18 protein-coding genes are annotated in these 19,437 nt (G+C 64.4%); 4 read left to right on the top strand and 14 right to left on the bottom strand.

The window, feature by feature from the left end:
* Positions 1 to 94: 94 nt before the first annotated feature.
* From D3876_RS01825 to D3876_RS01815, 3 genes are all read left to right on the top strand, one after another.
* Complete coding sequence (locus tag D3876_RS01825) at positions 95 to 1,513, top strand: cytochrome P450 (protein WP_119759410.1); 1,419 nt, start codon at positions 95 to 97, stop codon at positions 1,511 to 1,513.
* Positions 1,513 to 1,848, top strand: a complete 336-nt coding sequence (locus tag D3876_RS01820) for a 2Fe-2S iron-sulfur cluster-binding protein (RefSeq protein WP_119759409.1) — start codon at positions 1,513 to 1,515, stop codon at positions 1,846 to 1,848. The genes D3876_RS01825 and D3876_RS01820 overlap by 1 nt, the downstream gene beginning before the upstream one ends.
* Positions 1,849 to 2,039: 191 nt before the next feature.
* On the top strand, positions 2,040 to 4,388 hold the full coding sequence (locus D3876_RS01815) for a TonB-dependent receptor (protein ID WP_119759408.1): 2,349 nt from the start codon (positions 2,040 to 2,042) through the stop codon (positions 4,386 to 4,388).
* A gap of 136 nt (positions 4,389 to 4,524) precedes the next feature.
* On the opposite strand, the gene D3876_RS01810 is transcribed toward D3876_RS01815, so the two are convergent.
* The 9 genes from D3876_RS01810 to D3876_RS01770 all read right to left on the bottom strand — a co-directional run bounded on the left by D3876_RS01810 (position 4,525) and on the right by D3876_RS01770 (position 12,976).
* Complete coding sequence (locus D3876_RS01810; protein ID WP_119759407.1) at positions 4,525 to 5,061, bottom strand: nuclear transport factor 2 family protein; 537 nt, start codon at positions 5,059 to 5,061, stop codon at positions 4,525 to 4,527.
* Positions 5,062 to 5,139: 78 nt separating this feature from the next.
* Complete coding sequence (locus D3876_RS01805; protein WP_119759406.1) at positions 5,140 to 7,515, bottom strand: TonB-dependent receptor; 2,376 nt, start codon at positions 7,513 to 7,515, stop codon at positions 5,140 to 5,142.
* Positions 7,516 to 7,548: 33 nt separating this feature from the next.
* Positions 7,549 to 8,295: a glutathione S-transferase family protein gene (locus D3876_RS01800; protein ID WP_119759405.1), complete on the bottom strand. Its 747-nt coding sequence runs from the start codon at positions 8,293 to 8,295 to the stop codon at positions 7,549 to 7,551.
* Positions 8,292 to 8,765: a nuclear transport factor 2 family protein gene (locus D3876_RS01795; RefSeq protein ID WP_119759404.1), complete on the bottom strand. Its 474-nt coding sequence runs from the start codon at positions 8,763 to 8,765 to the stop codon at positions 8,292 to 8,294. Before D3876_RS01795 ends, D3876_RS01800 begins: the two co-directional genes overlap by 4 nt.
* Entirely contained in the window at positions 8,762 to 9,268 is a 507-nt protein-coding gene (locus D3876_RS01790; protein ID WP_119759403.1) for an SRPBCC domain-containing protein, read from the bottom strand. The genes D3876_RS01795 and D3876_RS01790 overlap by 4 nt, the downstream gene beginning before the upstream one ends.
* Positions 9,269 to 9,416: 148 nt before the next feature.
* The gene (locus D3876_RS01785) at positions 9,417 to 10,127 is read right to left on the bottom strand and encodes an EthD domain-containing protein (RefSeq protein WP_119759402.1); all 711 of its coding nucleotides are present in this window, start codon (positions 10,125 to 10,127) and stop codon (positions 9,417 to 9,419) included.
* 10 nt (positions 10,128 to 10,137) lie between these two features.
* Entirely contained in the window at positions 10,138 to 10,683 is a 546-nt protein-coding gene (locus tag D3876_RS01780) for a VOC family protein (protein ID WP_238475198.1), read from the bottom strand.
* Positions 10,680 to 11,660 (bottom strand): flavin reductase, encoded by a 981-nt coding sequence (locus D3876_RS01775; protein ID WP_119759400.1) that lies wholly within the window; start codon positions 11,658 to 11,660, stop codon positions 10,680 to 10,682. Before D3876_RS01775 ends, D3876_RS01780 begins: the two co-directional genes overlap by 4 nt.
* Positions 11,661 to 11,833: 173 nt before the next feature.
* On the bottom strand, positions 11,834 to 12,976 hold the full coding sequence (locus D3876_RS01770) for a helix-turn-helix transcriptional regulator (protein ID WP_119759399.1): 1,143 nt from the start codon (positions 12,974 to 12,976) through the stop codon (positions 11,834 to 11,836).
* A 204-nt stretch (positions 12,977 to 13,180) separates the two neighbouring features.
* Between D3876_RS01770 and D3876_RS01765 the strand changes: the two genes are divergently transcribed.
* On the top strand, positions 13,181 to 14,731 hold the full coding sequence (locus D3876_RS01765) for a FadD3 family acyl-CoA ligase (protein WP_338014300.1): 1,551 nt from the start codon (positions 13,181 to 13,183) through the stop codon (positions 14,729 to 14,731).
* 116 nt (positions 14,732 to 14,847) lie between these two features.
* Here D3876_RS01765 and D3876_RS01760 read toward each other — a convergent pair whose 3' ends face one another.
* The 5 genes from D3876_RS01760 to D3876_RS01740 form a co-directional block, all read right to left on the bottom strand.
* Positions 14,848 to 15,312, bottom strand: coding sequence for a MaoC family dehydratase (locus D3876_RS01760; protein WP_119759397.1), 465 nt, complete (start codon positions 15,310 to 15,312; stop codon positions 14,848 to 14,850).
* The gene (locus tag D3876_RS01755; RefSeq protein WP_119759396.1) at positions 15,309 to 16,091 is read right to left on the bottom strand and encodes an SDR family oxidoreductase; all 783 of its coding nucleotides are present in this window, start codon (positions 16,089 to 16,091) and stop codon (positions 15,309 to 15,311) included. The genes D3876_RS01760 and D3876_RS01755 overlap by 4 nt, the downstream gene beginning before the upstream one ends.
* A gap of 9 nt (positions 16,092 to 16,100) precedes the next feature.
* A complete protein-coding gene (locus D3876_RS01750; RefSeq protein ID WP_119759395.1) occupies positions 16,101 to 17,282 on the bottom strand; it encodes an acyl-CoA dehydrogenase family protein in 1,182 nt (393 codons plus the stop codon).
* Positions 17,279 to 18,382 carry an acyl-CoA dehydrogenase family protein gene (locus D3876_RS01745; protein WP_238475197.1) on the bottom strand — a complete coding sequence of 368 codons (1,104 nt, stop codon included), beginning with the start codon at positions 18,380 to 18,382 and terminating at the stop codon, positions 17,279 to 17,281. Before D3876_RS01745 ends, D3876_RS01750 begins: the two co-directional genes overlap by 4 nt.
* A 142-nt stretch (positions 18,383 to 18,524) precedes the next feature.
* Complete coding sequence (locus D3876_RS01740) at positions 18,525 to 19,427, bottom strand: SDR family oxidoreductase (protein ID WP_119759393.1); 903 nt, start codon at positions 19,425 to 19,427, stop codon at positions 18,525 to 18,527.
* Positions 19,428 to 19,437: the final 10 nt, after the last annotated feature.

Genomic DNA, 19,437 nt, shown 5'->3' with positions numbered 1-19,437 from the left:
AACTTTCCGCCAAGTGGCTCGGCGAAGGCGCGCCGTTGCATGATAATCGCCCCATCGCCGGCCGAGGGACCGGCACGGGAGAGAGGATCAGATCATGCAGGCTGTTGCAATGGAGCCGCCCGCGCTTGACGGCGGCGTACCTTTTTTGGGCCATCTGACGAGTTTTTTCAAAGACCCCGTCAAGCTGCTGCGCGATGGGTATAACACGCGCGGACCGATCTATTCCTTCCGCATGGGCGGGCGGAAGATGGTCGTCATGCTCGGGCCCGACAACAACCGCTTCGTCTTTCAGGAAACCGACAAGCTGCTGTCGATCCGCGAGTCGATGCCCTTTTTCCACAAGATGTTCTCCCCCGATTTCTACTCCTTCGCCGAGATGGAGGAATATCTGCGCCAGCGCGCGGTGATCATGCCCCGCTTCAAGGCATCGGCGATGAAGCAGTACGTCCCCGTGATGGCGGAGGAAGTGACCGCGCTCTGCCACAGGCTGGGAGATTCGGGCGAATTCGACCTGATCCCCACGCTTGGGCCGGTCGTCATGGACATCGCCGCGCACAGTTTCATGGGACGCGATTTCAAGCAGAAGCTGGGTCACGAGTTTTTCGATCTGTTCCGCGACTTTTCGGGCGGGATGGAGTTCGTGCTGCCGCTCTGGCTGCCGACGAAGAAGATGCGCCGCAGCCAGGCCGCCAAGAAGAAGCTCCACCGTATCCTCCAGGCGTGGATCGACCAGCGCCGCGCCAACCCCGTCGAACCTGCGGATTTCTTCCAGGACATGGTCGCCTCCACTTATCCCGATGGCCGGCCGATCCCCGACGAGCTCATCATCAACCTTATCCTGCTGCTCGTCTGGGCCGGGCATGAGACCACCGCCGGGCAGGTGAGCTGGGCGATGATCGATATCCTCCAGAACCCCGGCTATCGCGATGTGCTGCGCGACGAGATCGGCAGCCTGATCGGCTCGGCCTCGGGCGCCGATCTGAGCTGGGAACAGGCGATTGCGATGCAGAAGATGGACCTCGCGCTGCGCGAGACCGAGCGGCTGCATCCCGTGGCCTTCACGATGATTCGCAAGGCCGCCGCCGATTTCGAGCGTGACGGCTATCAGGTCCGCAAGGGCGACTGGATCCTGCTTGCGCCCTCGGTGAGCCACCGGATGAGCGAGGTGTTCGAGCGTCCCGACGACTATGATCCGACGCGCTTCGACACCGATCGTGCCGATGCAAAGGTGGAGTCGAACAGCCTGATCGGCTTTGGTGGTGGTATGCACCGCTGCGCGGGCGTTAATTTTGCGCGCATGGAAATGAAGGTGCTCGTGGCGATTCTGCTCCAGCGCTACGACATGGAATTGATCGACGAGCCCCGCCCGATCGCGGGGGCCGGAACCTATTGGCCCGAACAGCCCTGCCGCGTTCGCTACAAGCGCCGCGTCATTCCCGACCGTGCGCCCGCCGATATCGGCGCGCTCGCAGCGGCCGCGGGCTGCCCCGCGCATGGGGAGGCAGCGAACTGATGGCACGCGTTACCTATGTCCAGCCCGACGGCAGCGAGCGGACCTGTACCAATTTCGAAGGCATGGCGGTGATGCACCTCGCGGTCGGTAACCTTGTCGACGGCATTGATGCGCTCTGTGGCGGCGTGCGTCAGTGCGGCACCTGCCACGTCTATGTTGATGAGAACTGGGCGGACCGCGTCGGTCCGCCGGGCGCCGAGGAGGGCGAGATGCTCGAGGCGCTGGCCGATTATATCGAGGTCCGGCCGACCAGCCGGCTGAGTTGTCAGATTCACATCACCGAGGAGCTCGACGGACTGCGAGTCCACGTGCCCAAGGATCAGCCCGGCATCTGAGCCGGTCAGGAAGGGGCGGTTGACCCGGCCGCCCCTTCCATTTTTCAAACGCTTGTGCATTTGCGCAACACGTGCGGACAATCTCGCATGGTGCGTATTGTTTTCTTCGAAAAAATGCGCATGATGTCACTAAATCGACGTTAGTGATGCGGAACACGCCGGCAACCGGCGGTTCCTTGGGGAGGAACCATATGCATTCGAAAGTCCGTTTCCGTGCAACCCTGGCAAGCTTCGCGCTGATCGCGCCCTGGCTCGCCGCCACCGCGCATGCGCAGGAAGCCGCGGAGGCAGCGCCCGAGGGCCTTGGCGACATCATCGTCACCGCGCAAAAGCGCGCCGAAAGCCTGCAGGATACGCCGCTTGCCGTCAGCGCCGTCGATGCCGAGATGATCCGGGAGCGCGGCATCACCAGCGTCGCCGATATCGGCAGCATCGCGCCCAATCTCGTCATCAGCGAAACCCCATCGGCGACCGCCAATCCCTCGATCGCGATCCGCGGCATCGTCGACAATGATCCGATCCTGACCGCCGACCCTGCGGTCGGGCTCTATGTCGACGGCGTGATCGTCGGCCGCTCGGCGGGTGCGTTGTTCGACATGATGGATCTTGAGCGTATCGAGGTGCTGCGCGGGCCGCAGGGCACGCTCTACGGACGCAACACCACGGGTGGCGCGGTCAACATGATTTCCGCCAAGCCATCGGACGATTTCGGTGGCAGTGTCCAGATGGGCTATGGCCGGTTCGACGAGTTCATGGCGAAGGCCGTGCTCGACACGGGCGAGCTCCTGGATTCGGGCGTTGCGTTGAAGTTCGGCTATTATCACAGCCAGCGCGACGGCACCGTCGACAACGTCTTCCAGCCGTCGGACAAGCGCGATCCAGGTGCGCGCAATGTCGATGCGCTGCGCGCGGCGCTGCGTTTCGACAAGGGCACGGGCTTCACGCTCGATTATTCCTATGATTTCAGCGATCGCCATGGCCGCGCCAATGCCTTCCAGCTCCGCGCGATGCGTTCCGACATCCTTGCATATCTCAATTTCTCGCCTGCGTTCGGCGGCACCGCGCCGCTCGTATCGTCGGAACGTCTCTCGCAGATCCGCCTGGACCGTGATGGCGACGTTCGTGACAAGGTGCAGGGCCACACATTGACGATGAATATCGAGATCGGTGACGCGACGTTGCGCTCGATCACCGGCTATCGCGAGTGGGACAACAGGATCGTGAGTTCGGACATCGACGGCAATGGCGGCCTGGTCGGCTTTCTCGTCAGTCCCGCGATTCTCGCACCGCCCAACCCGTTCATCCCGCTCGGCATCGGACCGGTCGATCTGTTCCACACCAGCAACGAGCGGCACCAGAACCAGATCTCGCAGGAACTCAACCTGATCGGCTCGATCGGCGACGAGTTCGACTATGTCGTCGGCGCCTATTATTTCCGTGAGGAAGCGACCGAGGACAACCCTCAGGGCTTCACGCTTGTCCTGCCTTCTCCCGTGCCGATCCCGATCGCGCCGGGCATCTCGCTCAACAGCTTCGGCGTCAACGTCGATACGCGGCTCACCTATCGCCATACCTCGCGCTCGATGGCGGCGTTCACCCAGCTCACCTGGAAGCCCGCCGCGCTCGACAACCGGCTCAGCATCACGGGTGGCCTGCGCTATACCGAGGACAAGAAGCATCTCACGCAGTCGTCGCCAATACCGCCGGCGCCCCGCGATCTCAGCAAGAAGTTCAATCGTTTGAACTGGCTCGCCAACATCGCCTATGACTGGAACGACGACATCATGACCTATGTCCGTGCCAGCACGGGCTACAAGGCGGGTGGCTTCAACGCACGCGCGGCCGACAATAACGGCTTTGATCCCGAGGACCTGACCTCCTACGAGATCGGGTTTAAGAGCGACCTCTTCGATCGACGGGTGCGCGTCAACCTTGCCGCCTTCCATTCGATCTATGACGATCTTCAGGTGCAGCAGTTCCTGGCCGGAACGGGCGGCGCTGCGAGCACGACGGTCAACGCCGCCAAGGCCACCTATACCGGTATCGAGGCCGAGCTTCAGGTGCTGATCACAACGGGCCTCACCGCCAACGCGTCGATCGGCTATACCGACCGCAAGTACAAGACGTTTATATTCGTCGATCCAATCAGCGGCTTGCCAATCGACATTTCGGACGTCGCGAAGTTCCAGTATTCGGCGGCAACTACCGCCAATGTGGGCGCGCAATATGAGACCGCGCTCGGCGATATCGGCAAGCTCACCGCGCGCGCCGACTGGAGCTACCGCAGCAAGATCTACTGGCACCCGATCAACCCATTCAACGAGGAAATTGCCGACGGCGGCGTCGGGCTGCTGAGCGGGCGGCTGACGCTTTCCGAGATACCGCTTGGCGGATCGGAAGCTTCGGTTTCGCTCTGGGGCAAGAATCTGACGGGCGAGGACTATCTGCTGTCGGGCATCGACTTCGGATCGCTCGGCTTTGCGGGCGTGATGTATGGCGATCCGCGCAGCTATGGTGTCGAGCTGGCGATCAAGTTCTGATTGCGACTGCCGGCGCGCGCCGGGGCTCACTCAATTGATTGTCATTCCCGCGAAAGCGGGAATCCATGAACGCTGATCCATCCGGAAGGTTTTGTGTTCCTGGATTCCCGCTTTCGCGGGAATGACAGTAAAGCCTTTATTCGCCGCGCCTGAGCAGCTTGAAGAAGTCGTAGGACGGATCGGAGGGGCCCGGCCTTCCGATCTTCGCGCCTGCGAGGAACGGGTGGTCGAGGTCGATGATCGAGGGTTCATGGACATTGGCCCAGTCTGCGACGATCGCGCGGTGGAGGAATTTCCATTTGCCCTCACGCCGCTCGTACTTGTCGAAATAGCGCCCGCCCACGAGCACGTCGATCGGCCCGTCGGGCATTCGCGCGCGGTGGAGCGCGAGCAGATAGACCTCGCCCTCGGCACGGTCGCCGTCGATCGCCAGATTGATCGTCGTCACATTGTGATGGAGAATCTCCATATTGGCCTGGATCTCGGGGAGCCTGTCGATGAACTCCATCGCGGGCCCGGAGAACATCGCGCCGTGCTCGTCGATCGCGTCCTCATGATAGAGGCTGCGCATCCTTTTGTGGTCGTGCCGATCGGCTGCGTTGCAATAGGCGGTGATGAGCTGGCGGATCTCCTCGCGGTCGAGCAGCTCCTGGAGCCTCGGGTCGAGCGTCATTGATGTCTCCACAAAATAAGGGGGCGGAACGGCCTTGGCCGCCCACCCCCTCAAGGTTTCAGAGAGGAGCAGTGCGCGTCAGAAGCGCATGCCCAGGGTCACACCATAGGTGCGGGGATCCGGGAAATAGCCGACGGTGAGGCCACCGAAGCTTGGCCCGAAATCGATGAAGTTCTGCGGCGCCTTTTCCTTGGTCAAATTGCGCACCCACAGCGACAGCTCGGCGTTGACATTGCCGATCGGGAGATCGGCGAAGGTGCCGCGCAGGTTGACGATAGTCCGTCCGGGCGAGCGCGTGTTGCGTGCGTTCTGGTCCGACGGATTGTCGACGCGCAGTGCATAGGGGAAGGTGTAGTAGGACGAGACGAAGTTGAGATCGCCGATCAGGTTGAACCGACCCCAGTCGCCCTCGACCACGCGCCAGTCCACGCCCGCCGACGCGGTGTATTTGGGCGCGTGTGGGAAGGCACGATTGTCCGACACATCGGGGCCGCCCGGAACCTCGACGAACTTCTTGTACTTGGTGTCGAGCAGCGCGAACGAGGTGTTGACGGTCAGCCAGTCGACGGGTCGCGCAATCGCCTCAAGCTCGAGGCCGCGAATGCGCGCGCCCGCCGCGTTGCGGACGATCGACGCCGCCGAGCCGGTGCCGAGGAACACCGCGAGCTGCATGTCCTTGTGCTCGTCCCAGAAGGCCGCCGCGTTGAGCTGCAGCGTGTTGTCGAGCAGCCTCGTTTTCACGCCGACTTCGTAGCTGTCGACCTTTTCGGGGCGATAGGGTTCGCACAGTTCGGGCGCACCCGACGGGCAATCGGGCGTCGGCAAGACCACGACATTGGTCTCGCCATTGAAGCCGCCCGATTTGAAGCCCTTGGCGTAGCGCGCATAGAGATCGACGTTGCCACCGGGCTCGTAGCGCACGGTGAAGGACGGGCTCAGATCATTGTACGTCGCATCGGGCACGCCGCCATAGGGGACGTCGATCAGCGTGATCTGGGGCTGGCCCGCCGCGGTGAACTGCAGCAGGCGCATGACATCCTTCTTCTCATGATTGTAGCGCAGGCCGCCGACCAGCGTGAGCGAGTCGGTGACCGAGAAATCGACCTGCCCATAGGCGGCATAGGCCTCGGTGTGCGAACCATAGTTGGAGACGAAGGTCTGCGCGCCGCCGAAGAAGTTCTGAGGGTTGTCGGTCTCGGCCTTGTCCTTGAAATAATAGGCGCCGACCACGTATTTCAGCCGATCGTCAAGCGTTGTGCCCGATAGCTGGAGCTCCTGGCTGAACGCGTGATACCGGCTGTCGCGCGCGGTCATCGCGACGGGAAGCGGCGAACCATCAAGGTCGATGCTGTCCGACCAGCGGAGCTTGCGGTACGCGGTGATCGACTTGAGCGTGGCGTCGCCCAGTTCGAGCGTCGCGGTCAACGCATGGCCCCACGTCTTCGACTTTTCGTAGAGCGGGTCGGCGTCGATGCTGCCGCTCGATTGCCGTTCGGTCCGGTCGTAGAGGTTGAGCGGGAAGAACTGGCCGACAAAGGGATAGCTCGGCGAATTCGGGTCGAAGATGTCGCGCGGATCGCCGTTACGGTTGACGTGATAGAGCTGCGCGAAATCGGGGCGCTGATTGTAGCGCGTATAGTCGAACATATAGTCGAAGGTCAGGGTGTCGCTCGGCTCGGCGCGCACCTGGATCATGCCGCTCTTGCCGTCGATATCGTTGGTCTCGTCGACCGAATTGGGCCGCGCGAGAAACGCCTGCGGATAGGGGTTGGGGCCGATATCGATGAAGCCGTCGCGCTTCTGGATCTGGCCCGAGAGCTTCACCGAGAAGATGCCGAACTTCGGGAGGTCGACGACGCCCTTGAGCTTCCAGTAATCGAAGTTGCCATAGGTCGCCTCGACCGATCCGCCCAGCTCGCCGCTTGGCTTTTTGGTGATGAGGTTCACCGCGCCTGCAAGCGTGTTGCGTCCATAGAGCGTGCCCTGCGGCCCGCGCAGCACCTCGACGCGCTCGAGATCGGCGACGTCGAAGATCGAGCCCTGCGCCTTGGCGATGTAAACACCGTCGAGATAGAGGCCGACCGCGGGCTCCCAGGTGATCGCGGGGTTGATCGTCACCGAGCCGCGGATCGAGATCTGCGAGATCGTCTTGTTCGAAGGCGCGCGCTCGATCTTGACGTTCGGGGCGACAGAGCCGAGCCGGTCGATCGAGCTGATGTCGCGCGATTTCAAATAGGCTTCGTCGACCGCGGAGATCGCGATCGGCACGTCCTGCACGTTCTCGGCGCGCTTCTGCGCGGTAACGACGATATCGCTGATGCCGCCGGTATCTTCCTGGGGCGCAGCCGTCTCTTCGGCAGCCGGCGCCGCATCCTGTGCGAAGGCGGGCGGAGCGCCGAGCGCTGCAATCAACGCGAACAGACTCGCCGTCGAATATTGGACCCGATTCCTCATTGTAGTCAGTACCTCCCGATTGAAATTCGATGGTTACGCAGGCTCGGCGCCGGTCAGGGCGAGCGCGTGATCGTGCCGGCCTCGACCGAAGAAGCGGTCGAGCGCATCGGTATCGGCGCGCGCGAAGGCGGCCTTGTCCTGCGGCAATAGTGCGTCGACGGCGGCCGTGGCGCGCACCGCTGCGGAGCGTTCGGCGATGTTGTCGAACCAGCGCCGCAAATTGGGGAGCGTCCGCCAGCCGTGCCCGTTGGCCAGCAGCGGAAAAATCGCATCGCCCGTGCGCACGCCGGGCCAGGTCGCGATATCGGCAAGGCCGTAGCTATCGCCCGACAACCACGCGCTCTCACCAAGCCGACGATCGAGCAGGCCGAGCACGCGCGCGGTTTCGCTCTCATGACGACGCAGCGCATAGATTTCGGACGGCGCGTAGCGAAAGAAGTGGACATACTGGCCAAATGCAGGGCCGACGGTCGACGCCTGGAACAGCAGCCATTGCAGCGCAGTTGATCGCGCCCGGCCGTCGCGCGGCAGCAAAAGGCCCGTCTTGTCCGCGAGATAGAGCAGCGCTGCGCCACTCTCGAAAACCGCGAAGGCGCCGTCGCCATCATTGTCGACGATTACCGGCACCTTGGCATTGGGGTTCATTGCGAGGAACGCGGGATCGTGCTGCGCGCCAGCGAAGACGTCGACGTGGTGGACCCGGTAATCGAGCCCGCATTCCTCGAGCATGAGGGCGAGCTTCAGCACATTGGGGCTGGTCATGCCGTACAGGTCGATCACCGCGCCAGGCTTCCGAGGATATGGAAGGTGATCGCGGGGTTGGGCTCGTTGAACACGCGTTCGTAAATGCGCGTATAGGCCGATCGCCTGAGCTTCCATGCGCCGTCGACGAGCGCATAGTCGTCGACATAGGTCGCCGCGCCGATAGTCGTCAGATTGTCGTCGCGAAGGCTCATCGCATAATCGACCAGCCGCCAGCGCCCGCTCGCGGTGCCGTCACCGTGCACGTCGATGATCGGATGCTGCACGGCGTGGCAACCGACGAAGTCGGGGTGGAACGCCGCCTTGATCGCTGCGAGGAATTCGGCTCGGCCCCTGGCTTGAAGCCGGTAGCTTCCACCCTGATAGTCGGCGCTGAAATCTTCGGTCAGGATCGTTTCAAGCAGTGCGAGATCGCACCGATCGATCGCCTCGCAATAGAGATATTTGACGCGCTTGATCCGTTCGATCGCTTCGAGGTCCAGGCTCATGTCCCGGCCTTTCGCGCCCGGTGCATTGCCTCCGCGCGAACTTTCAGCGCGTGTGCCGTGTCGTCGAATGCGCGCTTCACCCAGGGGCCCGCGAAGCGCATCACATGGATGCCGTTGTCGCCGAGGAAGGCGTCGGTCGAATGATAGGCGCAGGCCTCGTCGCCCAGCGGTTCGATGATCTGGTCGCGTCGCGCGGGATAGGGCCAGGCTTCATTGTAGGGCAGTTCCCAGGAAATCAGCCGCTCAGGCTCGAACGCGCAGACATATTCGCAATTGGGGAAGGTGACGTCGGGCTCGATATAGCTTTTGAGCGTCATGCTGACGGGCGCGCCCATCTCGAGCGTCGATTCCGCGGCGATGCAGAAGGGGTTCCATTCGCCATAGCGCGGCAGATCGGTCAGAATTTCCCAGACGATCGCGGCAGGCGCGGCAATCTCGACGCGTTCCGACACAACGATCGCGTTAGGATCGCTGCGCGTGCGGGATTCTTCGATATCGCGCATGGTATCTCCTGCATTGCTGACGCATCTCGTCGAACTCATGTCCATATGCGTTCTATTTGCGTATTATCCTTGTCGCCATGACGCTCGATCGTCAAGTGGGAATTACGCATTTGCTCACTATGTAAGTATCTATGTCACGCTTTGCGTATCACACAATGCGCTTCACATCGAACTGGCTGGTCGGAAGGCAGTCGATCCGGTCGAAATCGATGAAGCGGGCGCAACTTTCGGCCATGAGCCGCTGATTCTCCGCGAGCTTCGCGGAATCACCGACCGCGTCGAAATAGACCGCTTCGTCGCCAAGCGCGGCGTAAGGGAAGCATTCCTCGACCATCGCCGCATAATCGGGCGCGCCATAGGTCAGCGGTCGCACGATCAGGTTCTGGACATATTCGAAGTTGGCCTGGGTATCGACCGCGACGGCTGTATGATGCCGCTGCCAGGTATCGCGCCATGCCTCCCAGGTGAGGCGCGGCGGGCGGCCAAGGAACACGATCTGCGAAAAGCCCTCGGTGCGTCGGCCCGTAACGGGCGGATGGAGCGTGTTGGGCAGAACCGTCGATTCGGACGCCAGCCACGCGGCATAGCGCGGGGCAGCTCCACCTATGATCGCGTCTACCGGCGCGCGCGCCGGATCGTTCGCGCTTGGCGACCAAAGCTGGATCACCGCATCCATTTGCGGCTGGGTGGAAGCCATGCGCGGCGAGGTGCCGCGCTCCACCTCAGCGTCCTGCAAATTCAATCGAAGGCCGAAAACATGCGCCGCGAGTGCGTCTGTCACCTCTCCGAGCAGCCGCGCGTTGAAGCGCGCGCGATTTTCGCTGGCATCGCGCCACAGCGCATAGATGATCTTTTCCATATGCTCCCCGTCAGGTGCCGAAATCGATGACGGTTACCGGATCGCTTCCGTCCCACGCGCGGGCGGCCGCGATACCTGTCTCGAAACCTTCGCGGATCGGCGGCGTGGCCTCGATCAGCTCGAGCAACATGGCGGGGTTTTCGGGCGCTTCGAGATAGGCGACGCGCGTCGCGCCGCTGCCATCTTCGGCGCGGAACACGGGTGCGAACCCGCCCGCGATCGCGGCTTCGGTCGCCGAAGCGACATCGGCGACGAGCCACGCAATATGGTGCATGCCCGTGCGGACCCGGCCCGCCGCATCATGGTAAGGTGAAGGTCCGGCGCCATGGGGCGCGATGAGTTCGATCTGAATCTCGCCCTGATATGCGAGGCCGACGTCGATCCGTACCGATGTCGCCGAGCCGCGATAATCGCCATCCATGCGGACGTTGCGATAGACCGTCCAAGGTCCCACGCCTGCGAGTTCGCACCACTGTGCGATTGCGCCATCGAGATCCTCTGTAAGCCAGGCGATCTGCCGGATCGGTCCATGGCCCGCGATGCGAGCCGGCGTCACGCGCCTTGCTCCGCCGTGGCCAGCCATGGGTCGGGCAGCCCCGGATCGGTGCTGCGGATGACATGTTTCAGCAGATGCTTGAGAAGCGCGGTTTCATTCTCGTCGAACGCACCCAGCGCGTCCTCTTCGGCTGCCTTGGCGGCCGCGGTCAGTTCGACCAGCGTCTTGCGGCCCTGTTCGGTCAGCCACAGCCGGCCTCCGTCGGGGTCGGCCGAAAGGATGCCGCGCGCCGCAAGCGAGCGAACACGCTCGGGGGTTGCATGCGCGCCGGTATAGCCGATCACCGCCTCGATCTCGGCTATGGAGCGTCCGTCACCAATGCCGAGCACGCTCAGGATGAAATGGTCCCACGCATCCAGCCCGTGCGCGCCGAGGCTTGCTTGCATTCGCGCATAGAGCTGGAAATGGGCGCGACCGAGCAGATAGCCGAGAAAGTCTTCTCCGAAGCTGCCGGCGGGCTGCTCGATTGCCCCGCCCGCCGAGAGCGCCTGCGCCTTGCGCGCCGCGAGCGCATAACGCCCGCCGTGGAAAATGAGAGGCGGGCGCTCATAGCGATCGAAGCGCGTTACTTCGCCCACGAAGATAATATGATCGCCACCTTCATATTGATAGGCGGTGCGGCACTCGAAACGCGCCGAGCAGCCCGTGAGCAGCGGTACGCCGCCTTCGCCGCGTTCGATCGGCACGTCGGCGAACTTGTCGGTGCCGCTTTTGGCGAAGCGGTTGGACAGCGGATCCTGATCGGCGGCAAGGATGTGCACCGCGAAATGCGCGGCCTCGCGAAACGCCGCCATGCTCTGCGAGCTGCGCGCGAGACTCCACAGGATCATCGGCGGATCGAGCGAGACCGAGTTGAAGCTGCTCGCGGTCAGGCCAACGTCGCGACCTTCTGCATCGGTCGCGGTCACGATCGTGACGCCCGTGGCGAATGAGCCGAGCGCATCGCGGAACGCGCGGGAATCGGGATTGGCGGTCATGGCCTTGTCATCGCTCCTCTGCCGTCGACGCGTAGAGCGCGCCTTTGCCCGGAGCCTGTCACGCCGTCCGGGGCGCCGCATCGCTCAATTGGACTAGATTGCCGTGCGGCCGGTTGAGGGCCGGATTGTCATCGCGCGGAGCAGAGCGCCACACCCATTTGGTGGCTCGGCGGTCAGCCGAGAACGGCGACGCTTCTCAGGATCAGCCGAACGAGATCGGCTTGGCGGCTGACGCCGGTCTTGCTCAGGATGGTCTTGCAATAGCTGCGCACCGTGTTCTCAGTGAGATCGAGCTTCTCGGCGGCTTCGGCAAGACTCAGCCCCGCGGCGAGCAGCGCGGCCAGGTGCGCCTCTGAAGGGGTGAGGTCGAAGATCTGGCTTACCAGCCGTTCGAGCGGCTGGCCTGTCTCCAGCCCCGAGACGTAGATGACCACTGCGGGTTCGGCATCGCTGCCGTAGCGCGTCGACGTTTCGATCGTCCGCACGAGCACGCCCAGATGCCGGTCGCTATCGGATTCAGCGCGCAGCGCCTCGGTGAAACTGTCCCCCGAGCGCCGCGCCTCGATCGCACGGGCTACGAGTTGCTGGAGCAAGGCGTTGCTCGATTTGCTCGCAAGCACCAGCCGGTCATCCGCGGTACGGATCGCGCGGCTTGACAGCATGAGCTGGCGGCCGGCGGTGTTGGTGCGGATGACGCGGCCCGCGCTGTCGAGAATGAAGGTGCATAGCGTCAACCTGTCGAGCGTATCAGTCATCACCTGAAGCTCGGTCTCGTCGCGACGAATGCGCGAGAAGAGCGTCAGCGCCTGCTCGAGATGCGGACGGAGCGTGAGCAGCACGGCCTTGTCATCTTCGGTAAAATCCCCTTCCTCGGGCCCGTTGGTCAGACCGACATTGCCCTCCCAGCCGCCGGGCTCGGAGATATACATGCCGAGTTCGTGCTCGATGCCATAGGGCTTCATGATCTCGAGGTAGAAGCGGTTCTTCTCGAGCTCCTCGCGGGGCATGGCCGCGCTCAACGTAAGAATGTCGCCGGGACGGACGAGCCTGTTGCGCAGCGGGTCGAGATGGCCGAGCTCGGCATGGACCTCGTTGATCGCGCGCGCCTGATTTTCGTCGATCGTCGGCGGTCGACCCCAGATGACGAGCGGTGGCATGCCCTGACGGCTGAGGCGCAACACGATCGCCGCGCTCTTGCAGCGCATCCGGCGCGTCAGCGCTTCGAGGAAGCTTTGCCAGGGCGTCGGCTCGAGTGGCCCCCTGTAGATCAGCGAGACCAGCTCGTCCGCCGGCGCCAGGGGTTTGTCGATTGCCATGCCTTCTAGCCCTTGATCCTCTTTCCCCGCCGTGTTTCTGATCCTGATGCGCCGACGGAGGCACCTTGGCCAGTCATCCGCACTGGCTTGCCATCCCCGAATAGGGGTTGTGAATAGGCAATGGCGATACCACGCAGGCACGTAAAGCAGGAGCCAGGGTTCGCACGTCGACGCCCGGTGCGATATTCAGGAGATGATTGGCCCGTGGCCGAGAACAAGCACACCATCCCGCACATGGTTTTCGCGTCGGCCAGGCGCTTCGCCGACATCGAGGCGATCCGCGGCGAGGATGGCGACACCATCCTCTACCGCGATCTAGAGCCACGCGTGCGCGAGGCCGCTGCGGCCTTTCTTTCCAGCGGGATCGAAGCCGGCGACCGGGTCGCGATCTGGGCACCCAACTCGGTCGAGTGGATCATTGCTGCGCTCGGTGCGCAGACCGCCGGCGCGGCGATCGTGCCGCTCAACACGCGGCTCAAGGGGCGCGAGGCGGGCTATATCCTGCGCACCAGCGGCGCGCGGATGCTGCTGACCGTCTCGGAGTTTCTGGGGGCGGCCTATCCCGAAATGCTGCGCGGCGAGGATTTGCCAGACCTGCAGCAAATTGTTCTGCTGGGCGGCGAGGGAGGCGGTGTCGGCTGGGGCGAATTTCTGAAGCGCGGCGCCGCGATTCCGCCATCCGCAATCGATGCGCGGCTCGATGCGCTGGGTGAGGACGATGTCTGCGATATCCTCTTCACTTCGGGGACGACGGGCAACCCCAAGGGGGCGGTGACGACGCACCGCCAGAACATCTGGGTCTATCAGCGCTATTCGGAGACTTATGGGCTGCGACCGGCGGATCGCTTCCTGATTATCAACCCCTTCTTTCACAGCTTCGGCTACAAGGCGGGCTGGCTCGCTGCCTTTCTGACAGGCTGCACCGTGCTGCCGCACGCAGTTTTCGGCGCGGAGGATGTGCTGGCGCGGATCGAACGCGAGAAGGTGAGTGTGCTGCCGGGGCCGCCGACCATCTATCAGAGCCTGCTCGCCGCAAACTATCGTGCACACGACCTGTCGTCACTGCGGCTTGCGATCACCGGCGCAGCATCGGTGCCAGTCTCGCTCGTCGAGGAGATGCGGACCGAACTTGGTATCGAAACCGTGCTCACCGCCTATGGCCTTACCGAGACCTGCGGCGTCGTCACCATGTGCCGCAAGGAGGACGGCGTCGAGACGATCGCCAGCACCGCGGGGCGCCCGCTCGACGGGATCGAGATACGGATCGTCGATGACGGCGGCACTACGTTGCCGCCGGGCGAGGCGGGCGAGCTTCTCGTCCGCGGAGCCGGCGTGATGCAGGGCTATTTCAACGACCCTGCGGCCACGGCCGAGGCGATCGACGGCGATGGCTGGCTGCGCACCGGCGACATCGCGGTGCAGGACGCGCGCGGCTATATCCGCATCACCGATCGCGCCAAGGACATCTTCATCGTTGGCGGCTTCAACGCCTACCCCGCCGAGATCGAGAATATCCTCGCGCAACACCCCGCGATCGCGCAGTCGGCGGTGATCGGCGTGCCCGACGAAAGATTGGGCGAGGTGCCCAAGGCCTTCGTCGTGCTCCGCCCCGGCGCGCAAGCAACGCCCGAGGCGATCACCGCCTGGGCGCGCGAGAACATGGCCAATTACAAGGTGCCGCGGAGCGTCGAGATCCGTGACGCGCTTCCGCTCAATGCCGCGGGCAAGGTGCAGAAGTTCCTGTTGCGCGGGTAAATGGCCTTCACTTGCTCCCACGTCATCCCCGCGAAAGCTGGGATCTGCCAACCAGATGGCGCCCGATCTTGTGGGAGATGCCAGCTTTCACTGGCATGACGAGGGCGGATGGGTAGCTACTGCGCCGGATAGAAGCGGCTGATCGTATCCACCGCGCAGGCGGGTTTTTCGACGCCCTCGATCTCGACGGTCACGCGCACCACGGCCTGGACGCCGCCCTTGGCTTCCTCGGCTTTCACCAGTTCGCCCTTGCCCCTGATCCGGCTGCCCGAGCGGACGGGGTTGAGGAAGCGGAGGTTGTCGGTGCCGATATTGATCCCCATCGAGACGCCGCGCACCTCGACCAGCTCGGGGAGGAAGCGGTTGACGAGGCTCATCGTCAGATAGCCGTGCGCGATCGTGCCGCCGAAGGGGCCATCCTTCGCACGTTCGGGATCGACATGGATCCACTGGTGGTCGTCGGTCGCTTGCGCGAACAGGTCGATGCGATCCTGCTCGATCGCGACCCATTCGGTCGGGCCGAAGCTCTCACCCACCGCATCGAGCAGCGCGGCGGGGGTCTCGAAGATGCGCGCGCTCATGCCTGCTGGCTCGATACGGCGAGCACTTCGCCCGTCATGTAGGAGGAGAGGTCGCTGGCGAGGAAGAGCATGACGTTCGCTACCTCCCAGGGCTCGGCATAGCGGCCAAAGGCTTCCTTCTCGGTCAGCTCCTCGAGCAGCCCCGGCGGGGTTACCTTGGACAGCGAGGCGTGCATCGCGAGGCTCGGCGAAACCGCGTTGATGCGCACGCCCTGTTCGGCGGCTTCGAGCGCCGAGCAGCGCGTGAACGCCATCACGCCTGCCTTGGCGGCGGCATAGTGCGCCTGCAGCTTCTGCGCGCGCCAGCCGAGCACCGAGGCGTTGTTGACGATCGCGCCCGTCTGACGCGCGTACATATGCGGCAGCATCGCGCGCGTCATGCGGAAGACGCTGGTCAAGGTCACGTCGAGCACCTTGTTCCACTGATCGTCGGTCATCTCGACCACGGGCGCGGCGCCGCCAAGGCCCGCATTGTTGATGAGCACGTCGACATGCCCCATCGCGCCGATCGCGCCTGCGACGAGCGCCTGCACCTGCGCTTCATCGGTGACGTCGCAGACGAGCGTGCCGGGGCGTGCGAAGCCGAGGCCCTCGATCCGGTCGGCGGTCTCGCCCAGCCGGCGCTCGTGCATATCGGAAAGGAAGAGCGTCGCGCCTTCCTCTGCCGCGCGCTGCGCGACCGCGCCGCCGATGCCGCTGCCTGCGGCGGCGGTGATGAGGATGGTCTTGCCTTTGAGCAGGCCGGTGGGGGTGGGGTAGTCGGGGGCGGGTCTCGCCACGTCTGTCTCCTATTTCAGATCGCCGCGCGGCTCGCGCGGAAGGCCGAGCGCGCGCTCGGCGATGATGTTGCGCTGGATCTCGTTGGTGCCGCCGTAGATCGTGTCGGCGCGGCTGTAGAGGAACAGGTTGGGGAGGACGGGGAAGGCATATTCGCTGCCCTCGACGGTCTCTCCCGATACCCCGAGCACGTCCATCGCGAGCTCGCCGAGATCGCGCCGCCAGGTTGCCCACTGGATCTTGTAGGTGAGCGCCGAGGGGTTGAGCGTGCCGCCCTCCGCATCGGTCAGCATGCGCAGCGCGCCATAGCGCATCAGTTTCAATCCGATCTCGGCTTTCGCGATGCGCTGGCGGATCAGCGGGTTCTTCGCCTCGCCATTGGCGCGCGCCGCGGCGATCACCGCGTCGAGTTCGTTGCGGAATCCCATTTGCTGCGCGAGCGTCGAGACGCCGCGTTCGAAGCCGAGCAGCCCCATCGCGACCTTCCAGCCATCACCGGGCTCGCCGAGGATGTTGGCGGCCGCGGTGCGCGCGCCATCGAAAAAGGTCTCGTTGAACTCGGCCTCGCCCGTGATCTGGTGGATCGGGCGGACGGTGACGCCGCTCTGGTCGACGGGGACGAGCAGGAAGGACAGGCCCTTTGGCCCCTTCGATCCTTCTTCGGTGCGCGCGATGACGAAGATCCAGTCGGAGAATTGCGCGAGGCTGGTCCAGACCTTCTGCCCCTCGATCACCCAGTCGTCGCCGTCGCGCCAGGCCTTGGTGCGGACATTGGCGAGGTCGGAACCCGCATTGGGTTCGGAATAGCCTTGGCACCAGATCTCCTCGCCCTTCGCGATTTTGGGCAGGAGGCGCGCCTTCTGCGCCTCGGTGCCGAAGGCAAGGATGGTGGGGCCGGCAAGCTCGATGCCGATATGGTTGAGCCGGGGCGGGGCGCCCCAGCGCGCATATTCCTCGGCGAAGATCACCTGTTGAGCGAGCGTGGCGTCACGTCCGCCATAGGCCTTGGGCCAGCCGACGCAGCTCCAGCCCGCCTCGCCGAGCCGTTTTTCCCAGTCACGCCGGCGTTCGGGCATTTCGGTCAGGCTGGTCCGCCCGCGCACATCGGCGAAGGGGCCTTCCAGCTCGGCCTTGAGCCATGAAGCGGCTTCGGCGCGGAAAGCTTCTTCCTCAGGAGAAAATCCGAGTTTCATGCGGCCTGATCCAGTCCGGCGAGTTGTGCGACCTGCTCGCGGTGCCAGTCGGGGGTGCCGAGCAGGCTCGCATTGCTGCGCGCGCGCTTGAAATAGAGGTGCGCGTCGTGCTCCCAGGTGAAGCCGATGCCGCCATGAAGCTGGATCATCTCGCCCGCGCAGTGGCTGTAGGTATCGCAGGCAAAGGCCTTGGCGGCATGGACCGCGAAGGCGGATTCGTCCGATCCCTCGTCGATCGCGCACGCCGCCCAGTAGACCGCCGAGCGCGCCTGTTCGATCGCGACCATCATGTCGGCGAGGCGGTGCTTGACCGCCTGGAAGCTGCCGATCGCGCGGCCGAATTGGACGCGTTCCTGCGTATAGGCGACCGTGCGGTCCAGGCAGGCCTGCGCGCCGCCGAGCGCGTCGGCGGCAAGGACGAGCCAGCCGGTGGTGAAGGCGGCGCTGACCGCGGCGCGCGGATCGGCGAGCGCCTCGGCGGCGACGCCGTCGAAGTGGAGCCGCGCATAGGGGCGTGTCTGGTCCATGCTGGTGAGCGGCGTGACGCCGAGCCCGGGGGCGCCGCGATCGACGATCGCGACGCCGTTGCTGGCCGCGACGACGAACAGGTCGGCAGTACCGCCGTGCGGGACGTGAAGCGCCGCGCCGGTGAGTGTGCCGTCGCTGAGCGTCGCGCCGGGCGTGCCGTCGGCGCTGGCAACCGCGAAGCTCGCGATCCGTTCGCCCGAAGCCAGGCGGGGGAGAAGGCGCGCCTTCTGCTCTTCGCTTCCGCCCGCCAGAATCGCAGGCGCGGCGAGACCGAGGCTGGCGAGGAAGGGCAGCGCGGCGGTGTTGCGCCCCGCCTCTTCGGCAAGAATCGCGAGCTCAACCATGCCGAGCCCGACGCCGCCGCAATTCTCGGGGATCGCGACGCCGGCAAGCCCGAGTTCGCCGGTGAAGGCCTGCCACAGCGCGCTGTCGACACCTGTCTCGGCCATCGCGGCGCGCGTGCGCTCGCTCGTCGCGTTCTCCGCGAAGAATGCCTTCGCCGTTTCGGCGATCATCACCTGTTCGTCGGTGAAGGCGAAGTGCATATCAAAGCCCACCGCTGGTTGTTTCATACTCTCCGCTCATCCCGAGGAGGGACTGAGCGAAGGCGAAGGCCCGTCTCGAAGGATCAGGTACGGTGCGTCCTTCGAGACGCCGCTTCGCCAGGCTCAGCGGCTCCTCAGGAGGAGCGGATGTGGCGGAAAAATGCATGGCTCAGGTGCCCCAGACCTTGCGCGGTGCGGCGCGGACCGCGAGCAACTCGTCGACCGCCGCGCCGACATCGGCAGGCGCCCATTTGGCCTGCTTGTCGACCGTGGGCCCGAGCTTCCAGCCATCCTCGATCGTGATGCGGCCGCCCTCCAATTCGAAGACGCAGCCGGTGACGTGCTTCGACTGCTCGGAGCCCAGCCAGACGACGGTCGGCGCGATATTGTCGGGATCCTGCGCGTCGAAGCCATTGTCGACCGCGGCCATCTTGTCGGCAAAGGCCTGCTCGGTCATCCGCGTGCGCGCGGCGGGGGCGAGTGCGTTCGAGGTGATGCCATAGCGGCCGAGTTCGGCGGCCTGCACCAGCGTGAGCGCAGCGATGCCGCCCTTGGCCGTCGAATAGGCCGCCTGCGCGATCGAACCCTGCAGACCCGCGCCGCTGGTGGTGTTGATGATGCGCGCGTCGACGGGCTTGCCCGCCTTTTGGCTAGCGCGCCAGTAATCGACCGCGTGGCGGCTGACGCAGAAATGGCCGCGCAGATGGACGTGCATCGTCGCGTCCCATTCCTCGGGCGTCGCCGAGACGAACATGCGGTCGCGCACAATGCCCGCATTGTTGACGACGACATGGAGGTCGCCGAACGCTTCCACGGCGGCGTCGACGATGCGCTTGGCGGCATCCCAGTCGGTGATGTCCTCATAATTGGCGATCGCGTTGCCGCCCGCGGCCTTGATCTCGGCGACGACATTGTCCGCCGCCGAAGTATCGCGGCCCTCGCCCGAAAGGCTGGTGCCGATATCGTTGACGACGACATTGGCGCCTTCGGCTGCGAAGGCGAGCGCATAGGAGCGCCCGAGCCCGCGCGCCGCGCCGGTGATGATGACGGTCCTTCCGTCGCAGATACCCATTCTGTTCAAC

Origin of the sequence: Sphingomonas cavernae (assembly GCF_003590775.1) — a bacterium.
Lineage (GTDB): Bacteria > Pseudomonadota > Alphaproteobacteria > Sphingomonadales > Sphingomonadaceae > Sphingobium_A > Sphingobium_A cavernae.
The sequence above is the reverse complement of the archived record's forward strand: the minus strand, read 5'-3'. Positions and strand labels throughout refer to the sequence as shown.

What these genes read in the sequence shown, in the direction of transcription:
- D3876_RS01790 (WP_119759403.1), bottom strand. Translation starts at nt 9,268, where the DNA reads ATGCGCGATATCGAAGAATCCCGCACGCGCAGCGATCCTAACGCGATC.
- D3876_RS01745 (WP_238475197.1), bottom strand. Translation starts at nt 18,382, where the DNA reads ATGAAACAACCAGCGGTGGGCTTTGATATGCACTTCGCCTTCACCGAC.
- D3876_RS01820 (WP_119759409.1), top strand. Translation starts at nt 1,513, where the DNA reads ATGGCACGCGTTACCTATGTCCAGCCCGACGGCAGCGAGCGGACCTGT.
- D3876_RS01785 (WP_119759402.1), bottom strand. Translation starts at nt 10,127, where the DNA reads ATGGAAAAGATCATCTATGCGCTGTGGCGCGATGCCAGCGAAAATCGC.
- D3876_RS01815 (WP_119759408.1), top strand. Translation starts at nt 2,040, where the DNA reads ATGCATTCGAAAGTCCGTTTCCGTGCAACCCTGGCAAGCTTCGCGCTG.
- D3876_RS01750 (WP_119759395.1), bottom strand. Translation starts at nt 17,282, where the DNA reads ATGAAACTCGGATTTTCTCCTGAGGAAGAAGCTTTCCGCGCCGAAGCC.
- D3876_RS01795 (WP_119759404.1), bottom strand. Translation starts at nt 8,765, where the DNA reads ATGAGCCTGGACCTCGAAGCGATCGAACGGATCAAGCGCGTCAAATAT.
- D3876_RS01810 (WP_119759407.1), bottom strand. Translation starts at nt 5,061, where the DNA reads ATGACGCTCGACCCGAGGCTCCAGGAGCTGCTCGACCGCGAGGAGATC.
- D3876_RS01805 (WP_119759406.1), bottom strand. Translation starts at nt 7,515, where the DNA reads ATGAGGAATCGGGTCCAATATTCGACGGCGAGTCTGTTCGCGTTGATT.
- D3876_RS01770 (WP_119759399.1), bottom strand. Translation starts at nt 12,976, where the DNA reads ATGGCAATCGACAAACCCCTGGCGCCGGCGGACGAGCTGGTCTCGCTG.
- D3876_RS01740 (WP_119759393.1), bottom strand. Translation starts at nt 19,427, where the DNA reads ATGGGTATCTGCGACGGAAGGACCGTCATCATCACCGGCGCGGCGCGC.
- D3876_RS01760 (WP_119759397.1), bottom strand. Translation starts at nt 15,312, where the DNA reads ATGAGCGCGCGCATCTTCGAGACCCCCGCCGCGCTGCTCGATGCGGTG.
- D3876_RS01825 (WP_119759410.1), top strand. Translation starts at nt 95, where the DNA reads ATGCAGGCTGTTGCAATGGAGCCGCCCGCGCTTGACGGCGGCGTACCT.
- D3876_RS01775 (WP_119759400.1), bottom strand. Translation starts at nt 11,660, where the DNA reads ATGACCGCCAATCCCGATTCCCGCGCGTTCCGCGATGCGCTCGGCTCA.